We start from the raw sequence: 24782 nt of genomic DNA, 5'->3' as shown, positions 1-24782 counted from the left end.
AGGAAGACGTGACGTCGCACCACACCCGGTTCACAGCCACCCGGCTGGCCGACGGTCGCGAGCTGGTCTACGTGGACGACTCCGAGCCGTACGTCTCGGGCGCCGCCACACGACGGCTCGACGACCCGCGACCGCTGGGGGACCGGTTCGCACCCACCACCCGCAAGGACGGCTCGCAGCGTCCGTTCGTCGGCCCGCAGATGCGGCTCGACCCGCTGACCGGCGAGTGGATCCCCATGGCGACCCACCGCATGAACCGGACGTTCCTGCCGGCGGCGGACAGCTGCCCCCTGTGCCCGGCCCGGCCCGGCGCGCGGTACAGCGACGGCGAGGTCCCCGACACCGACTACGACGTGGTGGTGTTCGAGAACCGGTTCCCCGCGCTGCTGCAGGTGCCCGGCGAGGTCGACGAGACGACGTACCTCGACGGCGACCCGCTGTGGGCGGTCCGTCCGGCGGCGGGGCGCTGCGAGGTCGTGTGCTTCTCGAGCGACCACGACACCTCGTTCGCGGACCTCACGCCGTACCGCGTGCGCACGATCGTCGACACCTGGGCGGCACGCACGGCGGCGCTCGGCGCGATGCCGGGCATCGAGGAGGTGTTCTGCTTCGAGAACCGCGGGCGCGAGATCGGCGTGACCCTGCCGCACCCGCACGGGCAGATCTACGCGCTGCCGTACACGACCCCGCGCACGCGGGCGATCCTGCGGCAGGCCGCGGAGCACCGCGAGCGCACGGGCCGGTCGCTGCTGCGCGACGTGATGGAGGCCGAGCTGCGCGCGGGCGTGCGCGTGGTGCTCGAGACCGAGCACTGGGTCGCGTACGTGCCCGCCGCCGCGCGCTGGCCGGTCGAGGTGCACCTCGCGCCGCGCCGCGACGTGCCGGACCTGCCGGCGCTCGACGACGCCGAGCGCGACGACCTCGCGGTCGCGTACCTCGAGGTGCTGCGTCGGCTCGACCGCTTCTTCGTCGAGCCCGGCACGGGCGAGCCCATCGCGCTGCCGTACATCGCGGGCTGGCACCAGGCCGTGCCGGGCGCGGGGCGCGAGCTGGGGCGGCTGCACCTGCAGGTGTTCTCGGTGCTGCGCGCGCCGGGCAAGCTCAAGTACCTCGCGGGTGTCGAGTCGGGCGTCGCGTCGTGGATCAGCGACACCACGCCCGAGCGGATCGCGCGCCGGCTGCAGGAGCTCGCACCGTGAGCGCGCCCATCGAGGCGTGGTCGACCGACGAGGGCGCGACGCGCGCGACCGACGCGTTCCGCGACGCGTTCGGTACCGAGCCGGCCGGGGTCTGGGCAGCGCCCGGACGCGTCAACCTCATCGGCGAGCACACCGACTACAACGGCGGGCTGTGCCTGCCGGTCGCGCTCGAGCACCGCACCTACGTGGCGTTCGCGCCATGGGGCGACGATCAGGACGACGAGCACGACGACGGGCAGGTGGCGCTCGCCTCGCGGCAGGAGGACGGAACCTGGTCCGCGCCGCTCGCGTCGGTCCGGCCCGGCGCGGTCGACGGCTGGCCAGCGTACGCGGCGGGTGTCGCGTGGGCGCTCGGCGAGGCCGGCCACCGGGTCGGCGGGTTCCGCGCCGCGGTCGACTCGTGCGTGCCGTACGGCGCAGGGCTCTCCTCGTCGGCGGCGATCGAGTCCGCGTTCGGCCTCGCGCTCGCGGACACGTTCGACCTCGGGCTGAGCTCGTCCGACGAGGGTCGGCTGGTGCTCGTGGACGCGTGCATCCGTGCCGAGAACGAGGTCGCGGGTGCCAGCACGGGCGGCATGGACCAGTCGGCGGCGTTGCTGGCGCACGCGGGCACGGCCCTGCTGCTCGACACGCGCGACGGCACTCGCCGCGGCATCCCGTTCGACCTCGCCGGGCACGGTCTGGTGCTGCTCGTCGTCGACACGCGCGCACCGCACCGGCTGGTCGACGGCCAGTACGGCCGCCGCCGCGCGACGTGCGAGGCGGCCGCGGCCGCGCTGGGCGTCGCATCGCTGCGGGAGGTCGACCCGGCGGGGCTCGACGACGCGCTCGCGTGCCTGGACGACGCGACGCTGCCGGACGGCGAGGTGGTCCCCGCCGACGTCGTGCGTGCCCGCGTGCGGCACGTGGTGACCGAGATCGAGCGCGTGCAGGACTTCGTCGGTCTCCTCGAGGCAGGACGGGTGCGCGAGGTCGGCCCGCTCATGGCCGCGTCGCACGCGTCGCTGCGCGACGACTACGAGGTGAGCTGCCCGGAGCTGGACGTGGCCGTGGAGGCGGCCGTGGGCGCGGGGGCGATCGGTGCACGCATGACGGGCGGCGGGTTCGGCGGCTCGGCGATCGCGCTCGTCGACCGCGAACGCCTGGACGAGGTCGCCGCTGCCGTGGTCGCCGCGTTCGGCGGGCACGGCTGGCGCGAACCGGGCCTGCTGACGGTGGTCGGCGGCGGCGCCGGTGAGCGGGTCGCGCCGTGAGCACGTGGCTCGTGACCGGGGGAGCCGGGTACATCGGTGCGCACGTGGTGCGGGCGTTCGTCGGGCAGGGGATCGACGCGGTCGTCGTCGACGACCTGTCGAGCGGCCACGCGTCGTTCGTGCCGAGGGGCGTGCCCCTCGTGCGTGCGAGCGTGCTCGGGACCGGCGCGCTCACCGACGTGATGCGCACGCACGGCGTCGAGGGCGTCGTGCACCTCGCGGCGTTCAAGTACGCCGGCGTGAGCGTGCAGCGCCCGCTGCACACGTACGAGCAGAACGTCGCGGGCACCGCGAGCGTGCTCGCCGCGATGGCCGCCGCGGGCGTGGGGTCCGTCGTCTTCTCGTCGTCCGCCGCGGTCTACGGCACGCCCGACGTCGAGCAGGTGACGGAGGCGACGGCGACGACGCCCGAGTCGCCCTACGGCGAGAGCAAGCTGGTGGGCGAGTGGCTGCTGCGCGACCAGGCCACCGCGACGGCCGACGACGACCGCCCGCTGCGCCACACCGCGCTGCGCTACTTCAACGTCGTCGGCTCGGGCGACGAGACCGTCGTCGACACCAGCCCGCACAACCTGTTCCCGCTCGCGCTGGGAGCGGTCGCGGACGGACGGACCCCCACGATCTTCGGGGACGACTACCCGACCCCGGACGGCACGTGCGTGCGCGACTACGTGCACGTCGGCGACGTCGCCTTGGCACACGTCGCCGCGGCTCGGGCGCTCGAGGAGGGGCGGGCGCTCGAGCCGGCGTACAACCTGGGCAGCGGCGACGGTCAGTCGGTGCGGCAGATCATGGGCGCGGTCGCCCGCGTCACGGGTGTGCCGTTCGAGCCGGAGGTCGCCCCGCGGCGACCCGGCGACCCGGCGCGCATCGTCGCGTCCGGCGCGGCGGCGGCGCGCGACCTGGGCTGGCAGATGCGGCACGACCTCGACGAGATGGTCGCGTCTGACTGGCACGCGCGGCAGCGGGCGCTCAGGCCGCGGTGACCGTCCGCCGCGACCAGCCGCGCCGTGTGCGGCGGTTCCCGACGAGCCGGCACACCACGTAGATCGCGAACGAGATCGTGGTGACGTACGGGCTGATCGGGACGTTGCCGCCCAGCGCGAGCAGGATGCCGCCGACCGCGCTGCCCACCGCGAACACCACGCTCAGCACCGGGACCCACACGGGCGACGCGCTGATCCGCGTCGCGGCCGCCGCCGGGGTGATGAGCAGCGAGAGCACGAGCAACGCACCGACGACCTGCACGGCGAGCGCGACCGCGAGCCCGAGCAGGAGCATGAACGCGAACGACAGCGCTCGCGTCGGTACCCCGCGGGCCGCCGCGACGTCGGGGTCGACGCTCGCGAACGTCAGGGGACGCCAGATCACCAGCAGCCCGGCGACGACGACCGCGGAGATCGCGACCAGCAGCCCGAGCCGGGTGTCGTCGACCGCGACGATCTGGCCCGTGAGCAGCCCGAACTTGTTCGCAGCGCGTCCCGGGTACAGCGACAGGCACAGCACGCCGAGGCCCAGGCCGAACGGCATGAGCACGCCGATGATCGAGTTCCGGTCGCGCGCGCGAGTTCCCAGCAGCCCGATCACCACCGCGGCGAGCACCGATCCCAGCACCGAGCCGAGGACGACGTCGACCGAGAACAGCAGCGCGGCGGCCGCGCCCGCGAACGAGAGCTCGCTGATCCCGTGCACCGCGAACGCGAGGTCGCGCTGCATGACGAACACGCCCACGAGCCCGCCGACCAGGCCGAGCACGGCGCCGGCCACCAGCGAGTTGTGCACGAGCCCGAGCAGCTCGCCGTAGTCCTCGAAGGAGAACAGGCGGTGCCACCAGTCGTCGCCGGTCGACGTCCCGGTGGTGGCCGCCACGAGGGTCAGCGCGGTGCTCATGAGTCGGCCTCGTCGGGGTGGTGGTGATGGTCGTCGTCGCCGCCGACGATGATGACGCGGCCCTGCGACCGCAGGACCTCGACGGGCGTGCCGTACAGCGTGGACAGGTGCGTCGAGGTCAGCACGTCGTCGGGGGAGCCCACGGCGTGGCCTGCCGGGGCCAGGTACAGCACGCGGTCGGTGTAAGGGAGCACGGGGTTGATCTCGTGCGTCACGAACACCACCGCGGTGCCGGTCGCGCGGCGCGTCTGGTCGATCAGCGCGGTGACCTCGTGCTGGTGACGCAGGTCGAGCGAGAGCAGGGGCTCGTCGCACAGCAGGATGGCGGGCTGCGTCGCGAGCGCCTGCGCGATGCGCACGCGCTGCTGCTCGCCGCCGGACAGCAGCCCGAGGGGTGCGTCCGCGTACGCCGACGCGCCGACCGACGCGAGCAGCTCGTCGACCCGGGCTCGGTGCGACCTGCGCCCGGGTCCCCAGCGGTCACCGTCGATGCCCATGCGCACCAGGTCGCGCGCACGCACGGGCGTCGCGGGGTCGATGAGTCGCTGCTGCGGGATGTAGCCGACGTCCCGGCTGCCGCGCCGGGCGGGCCGCCCCATGATCGACAGCGCGCCCGACGTCAGCGGCTGCAGGCCCAGGATCGTGCGCAGCAGGCTCGTCTTGCCGGAGCCGTTGGGCCCGAGCACCGTGAGGAACTCGCCGCGTGCGAGCCGCAGGTCGAGTCCGGACCAGACGGTGCGCTCGCCGTAGGACAGCGTGGCGCTGCGCAGGTCGAGCGGGGCGCTCTCGGGTGCGGCACTCACCGGGTCGGCGCCGTGCTCAGCGCCGTGCTGAGCGCCTCCACGTTCGCGGTCATCCACGACACGTAGTCTGTGCCCTTCGGCAGCGTCTCGGTGACAGGGACCACCGGCACGTGCGCGGCCTTCGCCGCCGCGAGCACCGCCTCGGTCTGCGCGCCGGTCGTCTGCTCGTTGTAGACGAGCGCGTCGACCTGGCGCGAGGAGAACAGTGCGAGCGTCTCGCGCAGCACGGCCGGCGGCACGTCGGTCTCCTCCTCGATGGCCTCGGAGAACTCCTCGGGCGTGCGGTCGACGAGCCCGGCGTTCGCGAGCAGGTACAGCGGCACGGGCTCGGTGATCGCGACGGGGGCGCCCTCGTGCGCGGCCTTCAGGTCCGCCGTCGCGTCCTCGACGCCCTGCAGCCGCTGGTCGAACGCGGTGACGTTCGCCCGCACCTCGTCGGCGTGCTCGGGGACCAGCTCGGCCAGCTCGTCACCGATCCGTGCCGCGACCTTGCGCACCGTCGGGACGTCGTACCAGACGTGCTCGTTGAGCTCCTCGCCGGCAGCGGCCTGCTTGCCAGAGACGTCCACCGCGTTCACGACCGGCGGCCGGTCGTCGAGGGCCGAGAGCATGGTGTCGACGAAGTCGTCGTAGCCGCCGCCGTTCTCCACGACGAGGTCCGCCTTCGACAACGCGAGCTGCGTGCGCGCGCTCGCCTCGTACGAGTGCGGGTCGGCCGACGGGTCGTCGACGATCGACGTCACGTCCACGAGGTCCTTGCCGACCTGCTCGACGACGTCGCCGTACACGTTGGTCGAGGCGACGACCCGCAGGCGGTCGCTCCCCGTGGCTCCCGACGAGCCGGACGAGGCCGGCGAGCCGGAGGACGAGCACGCTCCGGCCGCGAGGACGGCGGTCACGACGAGGACGGGGGCAAGGAGGCGCGTTCGCATGGCGATAACGATAGCAGTTCGCAATAAGCGATCCGCACGGCAGGTCCGCCCCGGACGTCAGGCCGACCCGCGCTCGACCAGCGTCGGGTCGAAGATGGCAGCCCTGGGCCGCATGTCGGGGTCCTCGAGCCGTTCGAGCAGCAGCCCGGCCATCTCGGCGGCCATGGTCTCGATCGGCTGGCGCACGGTCGTCAGCGCGGGCCGGCACATGAGCGCCGAGGTGCTGTCGTCGAAACCGACCACAGCGACGTCGTCGGGCACCGTCAGCCCGCGGTCCTGCGCCGCGAGGATCGCGCCCACGGCCATGTTGTCGTTCGAGGCGAACACGCCGTCGACGCCCTGGTCGAGGAGCTCGCCCATCGCCGCGCTCCCGCTCTCGACCGAGAAGGTGCCGGCGGCGGTCGGGACGAACGCGACCCCGTGGTCCGCCATGGCCTCGCGGAACCCCACGAGCCGGTCCTCGGCGCCGGGGATGTCGAGCGGGCCGGTGATGATCCCGACCGAGCGGCACCCGCGCTCCACGAGCCGCCGCGCCGCCATCGCGCCGCCCGCCCGGTTGTTCACGTCCACGTACGACAGCGCCAGCGGGTGGTCCGGGCGCGAGAACAGCACGACCGGGAGCGCCGCGTCCGTCAGGAGCTGGGGCAGCGGGTCGCCGGCCTGTGCGGAGACGAGCAGCACGCCGTCGGCCGAGCCCTCGCGCACGTACGACACCACGCGCGCGTGGTCGTCGTCGGTCACGGCGAGCATGAGCACCGGGTGCACGTCGCGTGGTGCGAGCGAGCTCATGAGCCCGCCCGCGAGGCGTCCGAAGAACGGGTCCGCGAGCACCTCGCCCGGTCCCCACGGCCCGGATCGCGACGTGTCGGTGCCGGACACGACGACGAGCACGGTCCCGGACCGTCGGGTCACGAGGGCGCGTGCGGCGCGGTTGGGCACGTACCCGGTGCGGGCGATGGCCGCATTGACGGCGTCGACGATGTGCTCGGCGACGCCCGGCTTGCCGTTGACGACGCGGCTCACGGAGGCACGCGAGACCCCTGCGACGAGCGCGACGTCCTCGAGCGTGCTCACGCGGGGTGCGGGGGGCTGGTCCTGCATCCGCGCACGGTATCGCCGTGGTGGCTCGCCGCGGGGCCCGGCGCGCAGGTTTGCCCGGGTCGTCCGCATCTGCGTGCACCCGATCGGAGGACGGTCGGGCGCGGTGCTTGCCCCGGCCAGGCGGCCGTCGGCATACTCCCGGCAGCCAGAGAGCGCTCTCTGGGTCGACGGAGACCGCTCCGTCACAGCTCGACGACGAGTACTGCGCCGGTCGACGACGACCGGACGAAGGAGGCACCCATGTCCACCGTCCCGCACGTCCGGGGTCGTACGGCTCCACGATGGCGCAGGGCCGCGGCCGCGATCGCGGCGCTCCCGCTCGTCGCCGCAGGCCTCGTCGCCACCGGCAGCGCGGCGAGCGCCGCGCCGTCGTACGTCCTGCTCTCGCAGGGCGCGAGCGCGACCGCGTCGAGCACAGCGGGCGAGAACTCCTACCTCGCACGCGAGGCGGTCGACGGCAACCTGTCGTCGCGCTGGCAGAGCAGCACGGGCGACCCGCAGTGGCTCTCGGTCGACCTCGGCTCGGTGCAGCAGGTGAGTCGCGTCGTGCTCGACTGGGAGACAGCGCGCGCCAAGGACTACGTGGTCGAGCTCTCGACGGACGGCACGGCGTGGACGAACGTCTACACCTCGACCGCGGCCGACGAGCAGACCAGCTCCGGCCACTACCGACGCACGATCGACATCGACACGACCGCGGCCCGCTACGTGCGGATGACCGCGACGTCGCGCGCGACCGCGTGGAACTACTCGCTCTACGAGGTCGAGGTCTACGGTCGTGGTGCCGACGTGCCCGACGCGCAGCCGGTCGCGGTCGTGAAGACGGGCGACGACACGTGGCAGCTGCAGGTCGGCGGGGCGCCGTACCTCGTCAAGGGCCTCACGTGGGGACCGTCGTCGTCGATCAGCGACGCGCAGCTCGACTCCTACCTCGACACGCTGCTCGCCGCGGGCGTCAACACGATCCGCACGTGGGGCACCGACGACTCCTCCGAGAAGCTGCTCACGCACGCCGCGATCAAGGGCATCAAGGTCATCGCAGGCTTCTGGGTGCAGCCCGGTGGTGGCCCCGGCAGCGGCGGGTGCCCCGACTTCGTGACGCCGAGCGCGTCCGACCAGACGTACCTCGACGCCGTGATCAGCGACGTCAAGAAGTACGTCGGGAAGTACAAGGACAACGCGGGCGTGCTCATGTGGGACATCGGCAACGAGTCCATCAACGGCCTGAACAGCTGCTACGGCCCGGGCGTGGCCGGCGGCTCGGAGACCAAGCTCGAGGCCGAGCGGTACGCGTACGCGTCGTTCATCGAGAAGGCCGTCCAGGCGGCCAAGTCGGTCGACACGACGCACCCGGTCACCTCGACCGACGCGTACGTCGGCGCGTGGAAGTACTACAAGGCGAGCACGCCCTCGCTCGACCTGCTGGCGGTCAACTCCTACGGTGCGATCGGTGGCGTGCACGACGCCTGGGTCGCGGGCGACTACGGCAAGCCGTACGTCGTGACCGAGGGCGGGCCCGACGGCGAGTGGGAGGTCCCCGACGACGCCAACGGCATCCCCACCGAGCCGACCGACGTCGAGAAGGCCGACGGCTACACGCACGCGTGGGCCCAGGTCACGGCGCACCCGGGACAGGCGCTCGGCGCGACGCTGTTCCACTTCGGCATCGAGAAGGACATGGGCGGCGTCTGGCTCAACGTCCTGACGGGCGGCGAGAAGCGGCTCGGGTACTACGCGATCGCGAAGGCGTACGGCGGTCCTGCGGCCACGGCCAACCAGCCGCCGGTGATCTCCTCGATGACGGTGCCGAGCGGCAACGTCGAGCCCGGCGGGACGTTCACGGTCTCGTCGGCCGCGACGGACCCCGACGGCGATCCCATCACGTACTCCGTCGAGCTGTCGGGCAACTACGCGAACGGCGTCTCGGCGCTGTCGGCCGCGAACGCCACCGCGACGGGTCCGGGAACCTTCAAGGTCACCGCGCCCCAGACGCCGGGCGTGTGGAAGGTCTACGTCGAGGCTCGCGACGGCCACGGCAACGTCGGCATCGAGACGCGCTCCGTGCTCGTCGCCGACTCGTCGACCAACCTCGCGCTGCACAAGACTGCGACGTCGTCGGCGAACGCGCAGTTCGCGGCCTCCAACGCGGTCGACGGCAACATGGGCACCAAGTGGGGCTCGTTCGTCGACGCCGCCAACAACTGGGCCGGCCGTGACGACGAGTGGCTCCAGGTCGACCTCGGCCAGACGTACTCGATCGACCGCGTGAAGCTCGCGTGGGAGGGCGCGTACGGCAAGTCGTACGACATCCTCGTCTCGACGGACGGTGAGCACTGGACCACGGCGTCGCAGGTCCGGGCGCAGACCCTGACGTCCTTCCCGGCGTGGGTGCAGCACACGTTCGCGCCCGTGGACGCGCGCTACGTCAAGCTGCAGGGCATCGCCCGCGGTACGCAGTGGGGGTACTCGCTCTACGAGCTGCAGGTCTTCGAGACGGGCGACGGCGACCAGCCGACGACCCTGCCCGAGGGCTGCTCGACCGACGTCACGGCCGGCGCGACCGCGACGGCGTCGAGCGAGCAGGACACGGTCAACCACGACCGTCAGGCACTGTTCGCCGTGGACGGCGTGTACGCGCAGGACGAGAACACCCCGCGCTGGGGCTCGGCGCTCGACGCCTCGCACGCCTACGCGGGCAAGGACGACGAGTGGCTGCAGGTCGAGCTGACGCACGAGCAGCAGGTGTGCGCGGTGACCATCCAGTGGGAGGGCGCGTACGGCAAGTCGTACGACATCGAGGTGTCGTCCGACGGCGAGCACTGGACGACGGCCACACAGGTGCGTGACCAGGTGCTGTCGCAGTTCCCCGCGACCGTGACGCACTCGTTCGCGCCCGTCACCGGGAAGTTCGTGCGGATGAAGGGGATCGCCCGCGGCACCGCGTACGGGTGGTCGATCTTCGAGATGCGCGTCCTGGCGACGGGTTCGACCGGCCCGGGCACTGACCCTGGGACTGACCCGGGCACGGACCCGGGCACGGACCCGGGTACGGACCCTGGGACCGACCCGGGTACGGATCCTGGGACGGACCCGGGTACGGACCCGGGCACTGACCCTGGGACTGACCCGGTGGTGTATCACCCGTCGTTGGTGGTGCCGGGTTCGGTGCAGTTCGGTTCGGTGGTGAAGGTGTCGGGTGCCGGGTTCGCCAAGGGTGAGAAGGTCGCGGTCGCGTTGGGTTCGTCGAGCGTGACGGTGACGGCGTCGTCCTCGGGTGCGGTCTCGGCGTCGTTGACGGCGAAGGCTGTGGGTTCGCAGTCGGTCTCGGCTCGTGGGGCTGTCTCGAAGGTGACGGTCTCGCGGTCGCTGGTGGTCGCCAAGGCCTCGACGCGGTCGGTCGTGAAGGTGTCGGCGGTGAAGGTGCCGTACGGCAAGAAGGTCACGGTCAAGGTGACGGTCTCGGCTGCGAAGGCTGCTGGTGTGCCGGCGGGTTCGGTGCAGTTCTACGACGGTGCCAAGAAGCTGGGCGGCAAGGTGAAGCTGTCTGGTGGTGTGGTGCGGGTCTCGAGCTCGAAGCTGAAGGTCGGTACGCACAAGGTGCGTGCGGTGTTCGCGGGTTCGGGGACGCACGCGTCGTCGACGTCGGCGTGGGTCACGGTGAAGGTGGCCAAGGCGAAGGTGACGTCGGTGAAGGTGTCGGGCAAGTCGTTCGTGAAGGGCACCCGTCCGGTGGTGAAGGTCAGCGTCGGCAAGCTGGACAACGGCAAGCGGGCTGCGGGCACGGTGCAGGTGTTCGTGAACGGCAAGAAGGTCACCTCGGTGAAGCTGTCCTCGTCGAAGTCGTCGGTGACGGTGAAGCTGGCCAAGAAGTACGGCAAGTCCGTGAAGGTGCAGGCGAAGTTCGTGCCGAAGAAGTCGTCGGTGATCACGACCACGACCTCCAAGAAGGTCACGATCAAGACCCGGGCACGATGACCCGGGCGGGATGACACCAGCGGCGGCGCGGGGCTCCGGCTCCGCGCCGCCGGCCGGGTGCCTCGTCCACGCCGGACGTGCACCTGCAAGCACCCGACACCGTGCTGAACTGCAAGGACGCACGATTTGCCGGTCATGTCCGATCGCAAGGTGTCGGTTCTGCATCGACGTAGAGCGCTCTCTTGCGCAAGCACTTTCACGATCCGCATACTCGCGGCAGAGAGAGCGCTCTCTGACAGATCTCTGCGTACCCCAGCTCAATGACGAGTGACCCCGGTCGAGGACGACCGGGCCATGAGGAGGTTCGATGTCCCCCACACCCACAACCGCTCGGCGTGACGCGTCACGCTGGCGCACGGTGACAGCCGCCGTCGGAGCGATGTCGATCGCGGCCGCAGGCCTGGTCGTCGGCGCGAGCGGTGCCAGCGCCGAGCCGACGTACGTCCTGCTCTCGCAGGGCGCGACCGCCAGCGCGTCCAGCACGGTCGCGCCCGACGCGTACCTCGCGAAGGAGGCCGTCGACGGCAACCTCGGCACGCGCTGGGAGAGCATCCACGACGTCGACCCGCAGTGGTTCGAGGTCGACCTCGGCTCCACGCAGCAGGTCAGCCGGGTCGTGCTCGACTGGGAGGCCGCTCGCGCGAAGGCGTACACCGTCTCGGTCTCGACCGACGACGACCACTGGACCCAGGTGTACGCGACCACCGAGGCCGACCCGGTCACGAGCTCCGAGGGCGGCACGCACGCGCGCCGCGTCATCGACCTGCCGTCGGCCCTCGACGCGCGCTACGTGCGCATGGACGGCACCCAGCGCGCGATCGGCTACGGCTACTCGCTGTGGGAGCTCGAGGTCTACGGCCAGGACGGGCAGGGCACGGACCCGGGCACCGACCCGGGTACCGACCCCGGGACCGACCCGGGTACTGACCCCGGGACCGACCCGGGTACTGACCCCGGGACCGACCCGGGTACCGACCCCGGCGTGGGTGCCCCGACCGGCACGGACATCCCCGCGGGCAAGGAGTGCACGCAGGACGTGACCGGCACGGGAGTGACGGCGACCGCTTCCTCGGGGGCCAACCCGGGCGCCTCGGTCGACGGCAACACGTCGACCCGCTGGGGCAGCAAGCAGGCCACCACGGACCCGTGGAACGGCTACGACGACGAGTGGTTCCAGGTGGACCTGAAGTCGTCGAAGGCGCTGTGCGGCGTGCAGATCCTGTGGGAGGGCGCGTTCGGCAAGGACTACGACATCCTCGTCTCGAACGACGCCCAGACCTGGACGACCGCCGCGCAGGTGCGTGACCGTGCCAAGGCCGGCACGGCGAACGACGGGTTCGGCAAGGTCTACGAGGCTCGCTACATCAAGTGGGTCGGCATCCACCGCGGCACGCAGTGGGGCTACAGCTTCTACGAGCTGCGCGCGATGGGCCTGGCCGACGCGGTCCCGGGGATCAACCCGACCACCACGCTGTTCGGGCAGAACGTCCTCGTCTTCGACCCGTCGATGCCGGACGCGAAGATCCAGGAGAAGATCGACGCGGTCTACGACCAGCAGGAGACCAACCAGTTCGGCGAGGACCGCTTCCAGCTCCTCTTCCGCCCCGGTCAGTACAAGGTCGACGCCAAGGTCGGCTTCTACACCTCGCTCTCGGGTGCGGGCCAGGACCCGACGGACGTGCAGATCACGGGCGGCGACTGGGTCGACGCGAAGTGGTTCGGCGGCAACGCGACGCAGAACTTCTGGCGCTCGGCGGAGAACCTGTCGATCACGCCGACGAACGCCGCGGACGGTGCCCGCTGGGCCGTCGCGCAGGCCGCTCCGTTCCGCCGCATCCAGGTGAACGGCGACCTGCACCTCAACTCGTCCGCGTGGGGCTGGGCGTCGGGCGGCTACATCGCCGACTCGAACATCACCGGCCACGTCGTCTCGTGGACGCAGCAGCAGTGGTACACCCGCGACAGCTCGGTCGGCCGCTGGGACGGCAGCCTGTGGAACATGGTGTTCTCGGGCGTCCAGGGCAACCTGTTCGCCTCGGACAGCCTGCCGGTCTCGACGCTGCCGGCGACCCCGGGGGAGTACCCGGCCGTCCCGATGACGTCGGTCGAGACGACCGGCGCGATCGCGGAGAAGCCGTACCTGTACATGTCGAACGCGTCGGGTGACGTGAACGACGCCGCGTCGTGGTCGGTCTTCGTGCCGTCGCTGCGCAACGGCACGACGGGCACCACGTGGGCCGACGGCCACACGCCGGGCCACGCCGTCCCGCTGACCGACTTCTTCGTCGCGAAGCCGGGCGTCACGGCAGACGAGATCAACACGCAGCTCGCCGCGGGCAAGAACCTGCTGCTCACGCCGGGCGTGTACCGGATGAACAAGACGATCCAGGTCTCCAACCCCGACACGGTCGTGCTGGGCCTCGGCCTCGCGACGATGATCCCCACGGGTGGCGGCATCGGCATGCACGTCGCGGACGCCTCGGGCATCCGCGTCGCGGGCCTGTTGTTCGACGCCGCGGTGACGGAGTCGCCGGCGCTGTTCGTCGTCGGCGACAAGGGCGTGCACGTCGACCACTCGGCCGACCCGGTTGTCCTCAACGACGTGTTCATGCGCGTCGGCGGCGCCGTCGCCGGCAAGGTGAAGACCGCGATGGTCATCAACGCGGACGACACGATCGTCGACCACGTGTGGTCGTGGCGTGCCGACCACGGCGAGGGTGTGGGCTGGACGCAGAACACGTCCGACTACGGCTTCGTCGTGAACGGTGACGACGTCTCCGCCTACGGGCTGTTCGTCGAGCACTACCAGAAGTACAACACCTTCTGGAAGGGCGAGAACGGGCGCACGATCTTCTACCAGAACGAGCTCCCGTACGACGTGCCGAGCCAGGCCGCGTGGCAGAACGGCGACACCAAGGGCTGGGTCGCCTACAAGGTCGCGAACTCCGTGACGAAGCACGAGGCCTGGGGTCTGGGCACCTACTCGAACTTCACCTCGGACGACGAGAACGGCCAGGACGAGATCGCCGTGAGCAACGGCTTCGAGGTCCCGATCACGCCGGGCGTGAAGATGCATCACATGGCGACCGTGTCGCTGGGTGGCCAGGGCATCTTCGACCACGTCATCAACGGCCTGGGCGACAAGCAGTTCTCGTCCGACACGGTGCCGTCGTTCATCGCCGAGTACCCGATCCCGGGCACCGACGAGCAGGGCACCGCGCCGCAGCAGCAGGCGGACGACCCGGTCACCGACCCGAGCACGGTTCCGGGCACTGACCCGGGCACGGACCCGGGTACGGACCCTGGGACCGACCCGGGTACGGACCCGGGCACTGACCCTGGGACTGACCCGGTGGTGTATCACCCGTCGTTGGTGGTGCCGGGTTCGGTGCAGTTCGGTTCGGTGGTGAAGGTGTCGGGTGCCGGGTTCGCCAAGGGTGAGAAGGTCGCGGTCGCGTTGGGTTCGTCGAGCGTGACGGTGACGGCGTCGTCCTCGGGTGCGGTCTCGGCGTCGTTGACGGCGAAGGCTGTGGGTTCGCAGTCGGTCTCGGCTCGTGGGGCTGTCTCGAAGGTGACGGTCTCGCGGTCGCTGGTGGTCGCCAAGGCCTCGACGCGGTCGGTCGTGAAGGTGTCGGCGGTGAAGGTGCCGTACGGCAAGAAGGTCACGGTCAAGGTGACGGTCTCGGCTGCGAAGGCTGCTGGTGTGCCGGCGGGTTCGGTGCAGTTCTACGACGGTGCCAAGAAGCTGGGCGGCAAGGTGAAGCTGTCTGGTGGTGTGGTGCGGGTCTCGAGCTCGAAGCTGAAGGTCGGTACGCACAAGGTGCGTGCGGTGTTCGCGGGTTCGGGGACGCACGCGTCGTCGACGTCGGCGTGGGTCACGGTGAAGGTGGCCAAGGCGAAGGTGACGTCGGTGAAGGTGTCGGGCAAGTCGTTCGTGAAGGGCACCCGTCCGGTGGTGAAGGTCAGCGTCGGCAAGCTGGACAACGGCAAGCGGGCTGCGGGCACGGTGCAGGTGTTCGTGAACGGCAAGAAGGTCACCTCGGTGAAGCTGTCCTCGTCGAAGTCGTCGGTGACGGTGAAGCTGGCCAAGAAGTACGGCAAGTCCGTGAAGGTGCAGGCGAAGTTCGTGCCGAAGAAGTCGTCGGTGATCACGACCACGACCTCCAAGAAGGTCACGATCAAGACCCGGGCACGATGACGGTCTGATCTGGCGCAGCCACGCGACGGCGGCGGTGCGGGGGACGGCCCCCCGCACCGCCGTCGTCGTGCTCGTGCCGTCCGCCTGCCGTGCCCAGGTGCTGTGCCCAGGTGCTGTGCCCAGGTGCCGCGGCTAGCATCCCTGCAGCCACCGGACCCGACCACGACGGACTGACGAGACCATGACGACGATCCCGGCGGAGCTCGCGCCCGCCGTGCGCGCCGTGCCGCGCCGCTCGGGCGCCCGCCGCGACATCCAGGTCCTGCGCGCCGTGGCGGTCGCCGTGGTCGTCGCGTACCACCTGTGGCCGCACGGGCTCACGGGCGGCTACGTCGGGGTCGACGTGTTCTTCGTCATCTCGGGGTTCCTCATCACGTCCCACCTCCTGCGGCGACCCCCGACGAGCCCGCGGGAGCTCGGCGCGTTCTGGGCGCGGCGCGTGCGCAGGCTGCTGCCGGCCGCGACGCTCGTCCTGGCCGCGACGACGGTCGCGAGCGTGCTCCTGCTGCCGAGCGGGCTGCTCATGAGCGCGGCGCACGAGGCGCTCGCGTCGACCTTCTACGTCGAGAACTGGTCGCTCGCGCGGCAGGCCACCGACTACCTCGCGGCGGACGGCGCGGCGACGCCCGTGCAGCACTTCTGGTCGCTCGGCGTCGAGGAGCAGTTCTACCTCGGCTGGCCGGTGCTCGTCGGTGTGCTCGTGCTGCTCGGATCGCGCGTCCGGCGGGGGCGGTGGGTCGTGGGCGCCGGGATCGCGTCCGTCGTCGTCGTCGGCCTGACGTACGGGGTGCACGTCACGACGAACGACGCGCCACGCGCGTACTTCGTGACCACGACCCGCGTCTGGGAGCTCGCGCTCGGGGGCCTCGTCGCGGTGGTGGGGACGCGGCTGGTGCCGCGCGGCGTGTGGCGGTCGGTCGTCGCGTGGGCGGGGCTCGTGGCGGTGGCCTTCGCCGTCGTGCGGTTCTCCGCGGCCACGCCGTTCCCCGGATGGGCCGCGCTCGTCCCGACGCTCGGCGCGGCCGCCGTCGTGTGGGCCGACGCCGACGACGAGCGTGCGTCGCCCACGGTCGTCCTCGGCGGGCGGGCGGTCGTCGGGCTCGGCGACGTGTCCTACTCGGTCTACCTGTGGCACTGGCCGCTCGTGGTGCTCGTCCCGTTCCTGATCGGCGACCCCCTGACGTGGTCCACCCGGCTCGGCGTCGCGGGGGCGTCGGTGCTCCTCGCGGTCGCGACCAAGCGGTGGGTCGAGGACCGGTTCCGCACCGACCGACGGGTGACGTCGTCGCTGCCCAGGACGTTCGCCGTGGGTGCGCTGTGCATGGCGTTGTCGGCGGCCCTCGCGACCGGTGCGCACGCCTGGGGCCAGCGCGAGCTCGACCGCGAGGAGGCGACCTCCGCGGCCGTCCGCGCGTCGGCACCCGACTGCTTCGGCGCGCAGGCCGCACGCGAGCAGCGGTGCACGACGAGCCGCACGCTGTACCTGAGCCCGACCGTCGCGGCCCAGGACAAGCCCGACGTGTACGCCGACGGGTGCTGGAACAACACGCCGTTCACGAGTCGACGCGTGTGCACCTACGGGTCCGACGCGCCCTCGCGCAGGATCGCGCTCGTCGGGAACTCGCACGCCGGGCACTGGCTGCCCGCGATGCAGGACCAGCTGGACCGCGAGGGCTGGCAGCTGTCCACGTACCTCGTGTCCGAGTGCTACACGGTCGACGTGCCCGTGGACGTCACGATCCCGCGCGCGATCACGGGCTGCGCGGGGTGGAACTCCTGGGTCGTCGACACCGTGGTCGGCGAGCGGCCGGACCTCGTCGTGATGTCCGAGCGCACGTACCGCCCGCTCGTCGGCGTCGACGACGAGGACAAGGTCGCGACCGCACGCGCGGCGTACGCACGCGTGCTCGAGCGGTTCACGGATGCCGGGATCCCGGTGCTCGTCCTGCGCGACACGCCCGCGCCGTCCGAGAGCGCCCCCGACTGCGTCGCACGTGAGCGCGGCGGGTGGGCGTCGTGCACCACGCCCGCCGAGGACGCGATCGAGCCGGACCCTCTCGCCGACGCCGCGCACGCCGACCGCTCGGGCCTCGTCGACGTGCTGGACGTCAACGACCTGCTGTGCGACGCGACCCGGTGCCACGACGTGGTCGGCGGGGTGATCGTGTACTTCGACCGGGGGCACCTGACCAGCACGTTCGCGCGCACCCTTCGCCCCGAGGTCGAGGCCGCCGTGGCGGCACGCATCGGTGGCGGCGCAGCCCACCAGGGGGCGGCGCGGTCGGCGAGCTCGTCCGGCTAGAGGGTCGGGCCGCCCGCGCGCCGGGCCACGAGCACCGCCCATGCGACGAGCGGGACCTGAAGCGGCAGACGCGCCCACGCGACCGCCGGTCGGCGCGCCCAGTGCCGCGCGCCCGGGTGCGACCGCACGGCCATCGTCACGTTGCCCGGGAAGACGCCCACGAGCAGCGCGGCCGACGCGAGCCCACCGGCACGCCGGGTGCTCGGCACGACGAGCGCGGCTGCGCACCCGAGCTCGGCGACCCCGCTGCCCAGCACCCACGGGCCCGGAGCGCCCAGCGCGCGAGGGATGAGCCCCGTGAACACCCGCGGGCGCACCAGGTGGACCACGCCGCTCGTCGCGAGCAGCGCGGCGAGGGAGAGCGCAGGACCGTGGCGGCCGAGCGACCGGACGACTGAGCGAGCGACCGGTCGAGCACGGATCGAGCCGATGAGACCGGCGGAGCAGGACGACGCGTCAGCCATCCGTGCACGGTACGTCGCGGGCGGTGGGCTCGCGCGCGGTCGTCGGCCTGATCCGCGCCTGCGGTGGCGCGGATCACGCGCCCGCGGGACCATCCGCCGGCTCCGCGACTCCGAACCTCCCCTGAGCGTGCCCCCGCGGGTCCGCGTCGTGGCCCGCAGCACAGGAAGGAGCGCGACGTGCCGACCGCCACCCTCGCGCGCCCGGGCGATCCGTGGGGCACACTTGCCCGCGTGGTGGACGCCCCCGACCGGACGGCCGACGCCGACCCCACCGGCGCGCTGCTGGTCGCGGTCGCCGCCGGCGACGACGACGCGTTCGCTCGCCTCTACGACGTGCTCGAGCGCCCGGTGCTGGGCACGTGCCTCGGTGTCCTGCGCGACCCGGACCACGCGGCCGAGGTCGCGCAGGAGGTGTGGGTCGAGGCCTGGCGCACGGCGGACCGGTTCGACCCGGCGCGCGGCTCCGCCAGGACGTGGGTCGTGACGCTCGCGCACCGCCGGGCCGTCGACCGGGTCCGCTCCGTGCAGGCGCAGCGTGACCGCGACCAGCGCGTGCTCGACGAGTCCGCGGAGCGGCCCTTCGACGTCGTCGCCGACGAGGTCGAGCACCTGCTCGAGCAGGTCAGGGTGCGCGACTGCCTGGGGACGCTGACCGAGACGCAGCACAGCGCCGTGGTGCTGGCCTACTACGGTGGACGCACCTATCGGGAGGTCGCGGAGCAGCTCGGTGCGGCCCTGCCGACCGTGAAGTCGCGGATCCGTGACGGCCTCATCCGCCTGCGGGACTGCCTGGGGGTGACGGCATGAGCGACGAGCTCCCGGGCACCGGTTCCGGACCCGAGGACGTGCGCGCCCTGCTCGGCGCGTACGCGCTCGACGCGGTCGACGCCGACGAGCGCCTCGCCGTCGAGCGTCTCGTCGCGGCCGATGCCGATGCGGCACGTGAGCTCGCGCAGCTGCGCGACGTCGCGGCCCGCCTCGGCACGGCGGTCCGGGCCGATCCGCCCGCGACGCTGCGGGCCTCCGTGCTGGCGGCGGTCGCGGCCGAGCGTGCGCGGGCCGGCGGGGCGGGCTCGTCGTCCGCCGCCGCACCCGTCCCGACGCCCGAGCTCGTGCCGACGCCGCGCCACCGGGCGAGTGCTCGGTGGTGGTCGCTCGCGGCCGCGGTGGTCGTCGGCGCCGCGGTGCCGACGACGCTGCTCGTGCAGCAGCACCAGCATGCGGACCAGGTCGCAGCGCAGCAGCAGGCGATCGCCGACATCCTGCGGGACCCGACCGCGGTGCTCGTGCACGGCGAGGTCGCGGGCGGCGGGAACGCGACCGCGGTGCTCACGGCCGACGACGCGCTGTTCAGCGCGACGGGGCTGCCCGCGCTGAGCGAGGGCAAGGTCTACCAGCTGTGGGTGGTGCGGGACGGCCAGGCGTCGTCGGCCGGTGTCATGGACGACGACGCCGGCGCGGTCCGGTCCCTCGCGCAGGGGTACGTCGCCGGCGACGCGCTCGCCGTCACGGTCGAGCCTCGCGGGGGTTCGGAGCAGCCGACGAGCGACCCGGTCGTCGTCCTCAAGGCCTGAGCCCCTCGTCGAACGCCGGACAGCCCCGCCACCCGAGGGTGACGGGGCCGTCCGTTCTCGCGAGCAGTGCACGCGCCGGGGCTGCGACGCGTGCGGCCCGTCACTTCGGCATCAGCACCGAGTCGATGAGGTACACGGTCGCGTTGGCGGTGTGCACGCCCCCGCAGATCACCTTCGCCCCGTCGACCATGAGGTCGTCGCCCGACCCCGTGACCTTCACCGTGCCGCCCTCGACGGTCTTGTGGTCGCCCGGCAGGTCGGTCGGCGAGATCTGACCGGCCACGACGTGGTACGTGAGGATCTTCTTGAGCGTCGCGGAGTCGGTCTTGAGACCGTCGATCGTCGACGAGTCGATCTTCTTGAACGCGTCGTCGACCGGGGCGAACACCGTGAACTGGTCGCCGTCGAGCGTGTCGACGAGGTTCACGTCCGGGTTGAGCTTGCCCGAGACGGCCGCCGTGAGCGTCGTGAGCATCGGGTTGTTCGACGCGGCGACGGCGACCGGGTCGGTCGACATCCCCTGGACCGAGCCGGCTCCCGTCGGGACCGCCTCGGCGTAGGCGGCACAGCCCGGGCCGACGAGGTCGGCCGTGACGTCCGACATCCCCGAGGCGGTGTCGTCGGGGGTCATCGCGTCCGACGGGGTGGACATCGCGCCCGACGTCGGGTCCGACGAGCCGGTGCTGTCGCTGTCCGAGCTGCACGCCGTGAGCGCGAGCCCCGTCACGCCGGTGAGCAGGACGGTGGCGATGCGGGTACGAGCAGTGATGCGCATGGTCGTGTCTCCCTCGTTCGGGCGGGTGCCGGACGTGCCCGGCACCGCTGTCGGGAGTGGTTCGCGGCCGCGGCGCGTTCGGATGAGTCCCGGACGACTTTTCTTCGACGCGGCTGCTGCACCCGCCCTGCTCCCGCTCCAGCGCCGTCCCGACGTCGCGCGGCCCATCCGTGCCGTCGTGCGCACCGAACTCGTGGCATGGACCTCGTGCCGCTCCTGCTCATCGGCCTCGTCGGCGGACTCGTGACGGGCATCTCGCCGTGCATCCTGCCCGTGCTGCCCGTGGTGTTCTTCGCCGGGGGTGTCGAGAACGCGCGCCCCACGCGCGTCGCACGCACACCTGGCTCGGGCTCGGGCGCCGCCGCGCGGGTGGGTGCGATGGCGCAGCCCGCGTTCCTGGCGCGCGGGACGGACCACGGTGGCGGCGCCGCGACCCTCGCCCCACCCGCGCCGAGCGGTCCGGGTGCCGGCGCGGGAGACGAGCTGGGAGGCCGACCCGGACCACGCCGCGGTTCGGCGCGCCCGTACCTCGTGATCGCCGGCCTCGTCACGAGCTTCACGGTGGTCACGCTCGTCGGGAGCCTCGTGCTGTCGACGCTGGGGCTGCCGCAGGACCTGCTGCGCTGGGCGGGGATCGTCGTCCTCGTGGTGCTCGGCACCGGCTTGCTCGTGCCGCGGTTCGAGGCGCTGATCGAGCGACCGTTCCGACGTCTCGCACCGCGGCGGGCTCCCGGTGCCGGTCGCGGCGGGTTCGTGCTCGGGCTCGGGCTCGGCGCCGTCTACGTCCCGTGCGCCGGACCGGTGCTCGCCGCGATCACGGTCGCCGGGGCGACCGGGTCCGTGGGCGTCGGCACCGTGGTGCTCACCGTGGCGTTCGCGCTCGGGGCGGCGATCCCGCTCCTGGTGCTCGCGCTCGCGGGGCGCAGGGTGGCCGAACGCGTCGCGGCGTTCCGCGCGCACCAGGGTGCGGTCCGCAAGGTCGGGGGAGCGCTGATGATCGCGCTCGCCCTCGCCCTCGCGCTCAACCTCACGGACGCCGTGCAGCGCGCGCTGCCCGGGTACACCGATGCGCTGCAGTCGAAGATCGCGGCCGACGACGCCGTGCAGCGCCGGCTCGACCTCGGCGGGCTCACGACGTCCGAGAACGAGGGGCTGTCGCGGTGCACCAACGCCTCCGCGACGCTGCAGGACTGCGGCCCGGCTCCGGCCCTGCGCGGCATCGACCACTGGCTGAACACCCCCGGCGGCAGCGCCGTGGACCTCGCCTCGCTCCGCGGCAAGGTGGTGCTCGTCGACTTCTGGGCGTACAGCTGCATCAACTGCCAGCGCTCCGTGCCGCACGTCGAGGCCTGGCAGAAGGCCTACGCCGACGACGGGCTGGTGGTCATCGGCGTGCACACGCCCGAGTACGCGTTCGAGAGGGAGACGCGCAACGTCGAGGACGGCGTCCGCCGCCTGGGCATCACCTACCCGGTCGCGCAGGACAACTCGTACGCGACGTGGACCGCCTACCGGAACCGGTACTGGCCCGCGCACTACCTCGTCGACGCCGCCGGGGACGTGCGCCAGGTCGCTCAGGGCGAGGGCGGGTACGCGCAGACCGAGACGTTGATCCGCGAGCTCCTCGTCCGCGCCGACCCGTCGGTGCGTCTACCCGCGCGCACGCAGGTCGACGACGGCACGCCGCGCGAGGCCACGACGCCCGAGACGTTCCTCTCGGTCGGCAAGCACCGGAACGTGGCCGGCGAGTACCGCGAGGGCACGTTCACCGCGACGCTCCCCACCGACCAGGCAGCCGACACCGTCGCGTTCGCCGGCACCTGGACCACCGACTTCCAGGGCGCCACGGCCGGCGACGACGCACGGTTGCGCCTGCGGTACCACGCGTCGGTCGTGCAGGCGGTGCTCGGGGGCAGCGGACGGGTCGAGGTCGTCGTGCGCGACGCCGCAGGTTCCGAGGTGCGGCGCCGGACCGTCGACGTGCACGGTGCGCCGCGGGCGTACCCGCTGGTCGACGCGGGGGCGGTCGCGGGCGGGTCCACCGTGGGCGGCACGGTCGAGCTGTCGGCCGGTGCCGGGGTGCAGGCCTACTCGTTCACGTTCGGCTGAGGCGGGGTGCCGTCGCCGGGCGCGCTCGTCGGCCCGTCGGTCGGTGCTGAGGTGGGTGCTGAGGTCGGTGCTGTGGCCGCCCCGGGGTTCGTCGCGGGCGGCCGGCCGCCGGTCGGGCCGCCGGCGGTCGCGCCCGCGGGTGCCAGGTGCGGGTAGTAGACAGGGTGCTGGGGCGCCGGCTTGCGCGGCCGACGACGGCGGTACGCGCGCTGCGCGGCGACCGCGAGCGCGACGACCGCGCCGCCGAACAGCAGCCAGGGCAGCAGCACCCCGGTGACCACCATGAGGCCCTTGACCATCGAGACGAACGCGTCCCATCCGACCGCGAGCCCGTCGAGGAAGCTGCGCGGCCCGGGGTCGGCGACCGGCGAGACGTCGGGCCCGTAGACGTGGACCGAGATCGTCGAGAGCGACACCTGGTCCGCGAGCCGAGCGCGCTCCGAGACGAGCTTCTCCAGGTCTCCCTGCCGCTCGGTCAGCGCGTCCTCGGCGGCGATGAGGTCCTTGTTCGACGTCGCCCCGGCGAGCAGCTTCTCCATGCGCGCGATCGACATCCGCAGCGCGTCGATCCGCGCGTCGAGGTCCTGCGCCGCGCCCGTGACGTCGGTCGCGCTGAGGTCGACGGACTGCACCGTGCCGAGCCCGCGCAGCGCGTCGATCGTCGAGCTGACCTTCGTCGCGGGGACGCGCAGCGTGAGGTCGGCGCTCGCGGACCGGTCGGAGGTCGACGCCTGCTCGGCGCGGTCGTCGACCCGCCCGCCCGACTGCTCGACCAGCGTCACGATCTTCTCGGTCGCGACGAGCGCGTCCTTCGTCTGGAGGTTGACCTTGCCGGTCTGCACGACCTGCCGCTGGGCGGCGTCACCCGCTGCGGCCGTGTCCGTGTCGGCCCCCGTCCCGCCGTCGGCCGCACCGCCGGCCTCCGGCGCCGCGACCGGGGCGCCGTCGCCTGCCGACGACATCGAGGCGTCGTCGGAGCTCGAGCAGCCCGCGAGCGCGACGGCGGCGACCAGGGCCGCGCACGCTGCCAGCAGGACACGGCGGCGGGTCCGCCCGGGGGTGCGTCGCATCGTGGTCATGCGCCGAACGTAGGGGGAGCGGTGGTGCCGCGGCAGGCGCCCCTGTGGATCGTCGTGCAACGGTGACCGTGCCGTCACCGCTTCGGTACCGGGACCGCGTCAACCTCGGGGCTCCCTCGCACGTCAGGGGCCCGGTCCCGCCGGTCCCGGACCCCTCACGCGTCGAACAGCCGAGCCGTCCACAGGTGCTGCGCGGCGTACGCGCGCCACGGTGACCAGAGCGGGGCGGCGGCCGCGACGTCCCGCTCGTGCTCGACACCGAGAGCGCGGCGCAGCACGAGGTCGCCCGCCGGGAAGGCGTCGCGGTCCCCGAGTGCGCGCAGAGCGAGGTAGTCGGCGGTCCAGGGGCCGATGCCGGGCACCGCGAGCAGCCGCCGACGTGCGTCGCCGCGGTCGACACCGGGGGCCAGGACCAGGCCGTCGGCGCACGCCTGGGCGAGCGCGACCACCGTGCGGGCGCGGGCGTTGGTCGCGCGCGTGACGTCGCGCAGCTCGGCGGGGTCGACCGCGGCGAGGGTCGGCGGGTCGGGGAACAGTGCGAGGCCGCCGACGCGCACGCTCGCGTAGGCCTGCGCCACGCGGCCCGTGAGGGTGCGCGCCGCCGCGAGCGAGACCTGCTGCCCGAGCACGGTCTGCACCGCGGCCTCGAAGCCGTCCGGGTGGCCGAGGACCCGCAGGTGCGGCCGGCGTGCGACGAGCGGCGCGAGGAGCGGGTCGCGCCGCAGGTGGGCGACGACGGCGTCGAGGTCGTCGTCGAGGCCGAACCAGCGGCGGACCACGTCGTCGAGCACGCGGTCCTGCCGTCCCCGCGGGACACCGGGTGCGCTGCCGGTCGAGCTGCCGGTCGAGCTGCTGGTCTCGGGCAGCACGACGACGCGGTCGCGTGCGATCTCCACCTCGACGAGCACCGGTGCGTCCGTCGTGCTCACGTCGCGTGCGTCGTGCGGTGCCGGGGTGGCCGCCACGAGGCGCCGGGCGGTCGCGGCGAGCGGGGACCCTGCCGCGTCGGTCTCCGTCACCGTGACCTCCTCGACACCGGGCACGGCGTGCGCGACGAGCGATCGGATCGCGGGCGTGGGCTCCAACGGGACGTGCACGTGACGAGTGGACCACGGAGCACCGACGCCC

General features: G+C 72.8%; 17 protein-coding genes. 9 read left to right on the top strand and 8 right to left on the bottom strand.

Going from position 1 to position 24782, the window contains the following annotated elements; all coding sequences use genetic code 11:
• The first annotated feature begins 8 nt into the window (after window positions 1–8).
• Genes galT through galE form a run of 3 tightly spaced genes read left to right on the top strand, consistent with a single transcriptional unit; the run spans window position 9 to window position 3438 of the window.
• Window positions 9–1199, top strand: coding sequence for a galactose-1-phosphate uridylyltransferase (gene galT, locus AW16_RS0103425; RefSeq protein WP_029288231.1), 1191 nt, complete (start codon window positions 9–11; stop codon window positions 1197–1199).
• Window positions 1196–2452, top strand: a complete 1257-nt coding sequence (gene galK, locus AW16_RS0103420) for a galactokinase (protein ID WP_034648071.1) — start codon at window positions 1196–1198, stop codon at window positions 2450–2452. The genes galT and galK overlap by 4 nt, the downstream gene beginning before the upstream one ends.
• The gene (gene galE, locus AW16_RS0103415) at window positions 2449–3438 is read left to right on the top strand and encodes a UDP-glucose 4-epimerase GalE (protein WP_029288228.1); all 990 of its coding nucleotides are present in this window, start codon (window positions 2449–2451) and stop codon (window positions 3436–3438) included. Before galK ends, galE begins: the two co-directional genes overlap by 4 nt.
• Here the strand turns inward: galE and AW16_RS0103410 are convergent.
• Genes AW16_RS0103410 through AW16_RS0103395 form a run of 4 tightly spaced genes read right to left on the bottom strand, consistent with a single transcriptional unit; the run spans window position 3425 to window position 7178 of the window.
• Entirely contained in the window at window positions 3425–4342 is a 918-nt protein-coding gene (locus tag AW16_RS0103410) for a metal ABC transporter permease (protein ID WP_051681631.1), read from the bottom strand. The two genes, galE and AW16_RS0103410, sit on opposite strands and share 14 nt — an antisense overlap.
• Complete coding sequence (locus AW16_RS0103405) at window positions 4339–5145, bottom strand: metal ABC transporter ATP-binding protein (RefSeq protein WP_029288224.1); 807 nt, start codon at window positions 5143–5145, stop codon at window positions 4339–4341. The genes AW16_RS0103410 and AW16_RS0103405 overlap by 4 nt, the downstream gene beginning before the upstream one ends.
• Window positions 5142–6077, bottom strand: coding sequence for a metal ABC transporter solute-binding protein, Zn/Mn family (locus AW16_RS0103400; RefSeq protein ID WP_029288222.1), 936 nt, complete (start codon window positions 6075–6077; stop codon window positions 5142–5144). Before AW16_RS0103400 ends, AW16_RS0103405 begins: the two co-directional genes overlap by 4 nt.
• A gap of 57 nt (window positions 6078–6134) precedes the next feature.
• Window positions 6135–7178, bottom strand: coding sequence for a LacI family DNA-binding transcriptional regulator (locus AW16_RS0103395; RefSeq protein WP_029288220.1), 1044 nt, complete (start codon window positions 7176–7178; stop codon window positions 6135–6137).
• Window positions 7179–7418: 240 nt separating this feature from the next.
• On the opposite strand from AW16_RS0103395, the gene AW16_RS17485 reads away from it, so the two are divergent.
• From AW16_RS17485 to AW16_RS0103380, 3 genes are all read left to right on the top strand, one after another.
• Window positions 7419–11153, top strand: coding sequence for a discoidin domain-containing protein (locus AW16_RS17485; RefSeq protein WP_051681630.1), 3735 nt, complete (start codon window positions 7419–7421; stop codon window positions 11151–11153).
• A gap of 358 nt (window positions 11154–11511) precedes the next feature.
• The gene (locus tag AW16_RS0103385) at window positions 11512–15351 is read left to right on the top strand and encodes a discoidin domain-containing protein (RefSeq protein ID WP_231495939.1); all 3840 of its coding nucleotides are present in this window, start codon (window positions 11512–11514) and stop codon (window positions 15349–15351) included.
• A 181-nt stretch (window positions 15352–15532) separates the two neighbouring features.
• Window positions 15533–17653, top strand: a complete 2121-nt coding sequence (locus AW16_RS0103380; RefSeq protein WP_051681628.1) for an acyltransferase family protein — start codon at window positions 15533–15535, stop codon at window positions 17651–17653.
• Here AW16_RS0103380 and AW16_RS0103375 read toward each other — a convergent pair.
• Complete coding sequence (locus AW16_RS0103375) at window positions 17650–18117, bottom strand: hypothetical protein (RefSeq protein WP_231495938.1); 468 nt, start codon at window positions 18115–18117, stop codon at window positions 17650–17652. The genes AW16_RS0103380 and AW16_RS0103375 overlap by 4 nt on opposite strands.
• Before the next feature lie 177 nt (window positions 18118–18294).
• On the opposite strand from AW16_RS0103375, the gene sigK reads away from it, so the two are divergent.
• Window positions 18295–18924, top strand: a complete 630-nt coding sequence (gene sigK / locus AW16_RS0103370) for an ECF RNA polymerase sigma factor SigK (RefSeq protein WP_231495937.1) — start codon at window positions 18295–18297, stop codon at window positions 18922–18924.
• The gene (locus AW16_RS0103365) at window positions 18921–19691 is read left to right on the top strand and encodes an anti-sigma factor (RefSeq protein ID WP_051681627.1); all 771 of its coding nucleotides are present in this window, start codon (window positions 18921–18923) and stop codon (window positions 19689–19691) included. Before sigK ends, AW16_RS0103365 begins: the two co-directional genes overlap by 4 nt.
• Before the next feature lie 100 nt (window positions 19692–19791).
• Here AW16_RS0103365 and AW16_RS0103360 read toward each other — a convergent pair whose 3' ends face one another.
• Window positions 19792–20466 (bottom strand): fasciclin domain-containing protein, encoded by a 675-nt coding sequence (locus AW16_RS0103360; protein ID WP_051681639.1) that lies wholly within the window; start codon window positions 20464–20466, stop codon window positions 19792–19794.
• 198 nt (window positions 20467–20664) lie between these two features.
• On the opposite strand from AW16_RS0103360, the gene AW16_RS0103355 reads away from it, so the two are divergent.
• Window positions 20665–22575, top strand: coding sequence for a cytochrome c biogenesis protein DipZ (locus tag AW16_RS0103355; protein WP_029288207.1), 1911 nt, complete (start codon window positions 20665–20667; stop codon window positions 22573–22575).
• On the opposite strand, the gene AW16_RS0103350 is transcribed toward AW16_RS0103355, so the two are convergent.
• Together AW16_RS0103350 and AW16_RS0103345 are read right to left on the bottom strand one after the other, a co-directional pair.
• Entirely contained in the window at window positions 22554–23654 is a 1101-nt protein-coding gene (locus AW16_RS0103350; RefSeq protein ID WP_051681626.1) for a DUF4349 domain-containing protein, read from the bottom strand. The two genes, AW16_RS0103355 and AW16_RS0103350, sit on opposite strands and share 22 nt — an antisense overlap.
• Before the next feature lie 155 nt (window positions 23655–23809).
• A complete protein-coding gene (locus AW16_RS0103345) occupies window positions 23810–24751 on the bottom strand; it encodes a DNA-3-methyladenine glycosylase (protein ID WP_029288204.1) in 942 nt (313 codons plus the stop codon).
• Between the last annotated feature and the right edge of the window lie 31 nt (window positions 24752–24782).

Origin of the sequence: Cellulomonas sp. HZM, from assembly GCF_000708885.1 — a bacterium.
Classification (GTDB): domain Bacteria; phylum Actinomycetota; class Actinomycetes; order Actinomycetales; family Cellulomonadaceae; genus Cellulomonas.
Note: the sequence above shows the minus strand (reverse complement) of the source record. Positions and strands in the feature narration are given on the sequence as shown.

Coding starts and splice junctions, on each gene's coding strand:
- AW16_RS0103355 (WP_029288207.1), top strand. CDS start 20,665: ATGGACCTCGTGCCGCTCCTGCTCATCGGCCTCGTCGGCGGACTCGTG.
- AW16_RS0103410 (WP_051681631.1), bottom strand. CDS start 4,342: ATGAGCACCGCGCTGACCCTCGTGGCGGCCACCACCGGGACGTCGACC.
- AW16_RS0103395 (WP_029288220.1), bottom strand. CDS start 7,178: ATGCAGGACCAGCCCCCCGCACCCCGCGTGAGCACGCTCGAGGACGTC.
- AW16_RS0103380 (WP_051681628.1), top strand. CDS start 15,533: ATGACGACGATCCCGGCGGAGCTCGCGCCCGCCGTGCGCGCCGTGCCG.
- AW16_RS0103375 (WP_231495938.1), bottom strand. CDS start 18,117: ATGGCTGACGCGTCGTCCTGCTCCGCCGGTCTCATCGGCTCGATCCGT.
- AW16_RS17485 (WP_051681630.1), top strand. CDS start 7,419: ATGTCCACCGTCCCGCACGTCCGGGGTCGTACGGCTCCACGATGGCGC.
- AW16_RS0103360 (WP_051681639.1), bottom strand. CDS start 20,466: ATGCGCATCACTGCTCGTACCCGCATCGCCACCGTCCTGCTCACCGGC.
- AW16_RS0103350 (WP_051681626.1), bottom strand. CDS start 23,654: ATGACCACGATGCGACGCACCCCCGGGCGGACCCGCCGCCGTGTCCTG.
- AW16_RS0103365 (WP_051681627.1), top strand. CDS start 18,921: ATGAGCGACGAGCTCCCGGGCACCGGTTCCGGACCCGAGGACGTGCGC.
- AW16_RS0103400 (WP_029288222.1), bottom strand. CDS start 6,077: ATGCGAACGCGCCTCCTTGCCCCCGTCCTCGTCGTGACCGCCGTCCTC.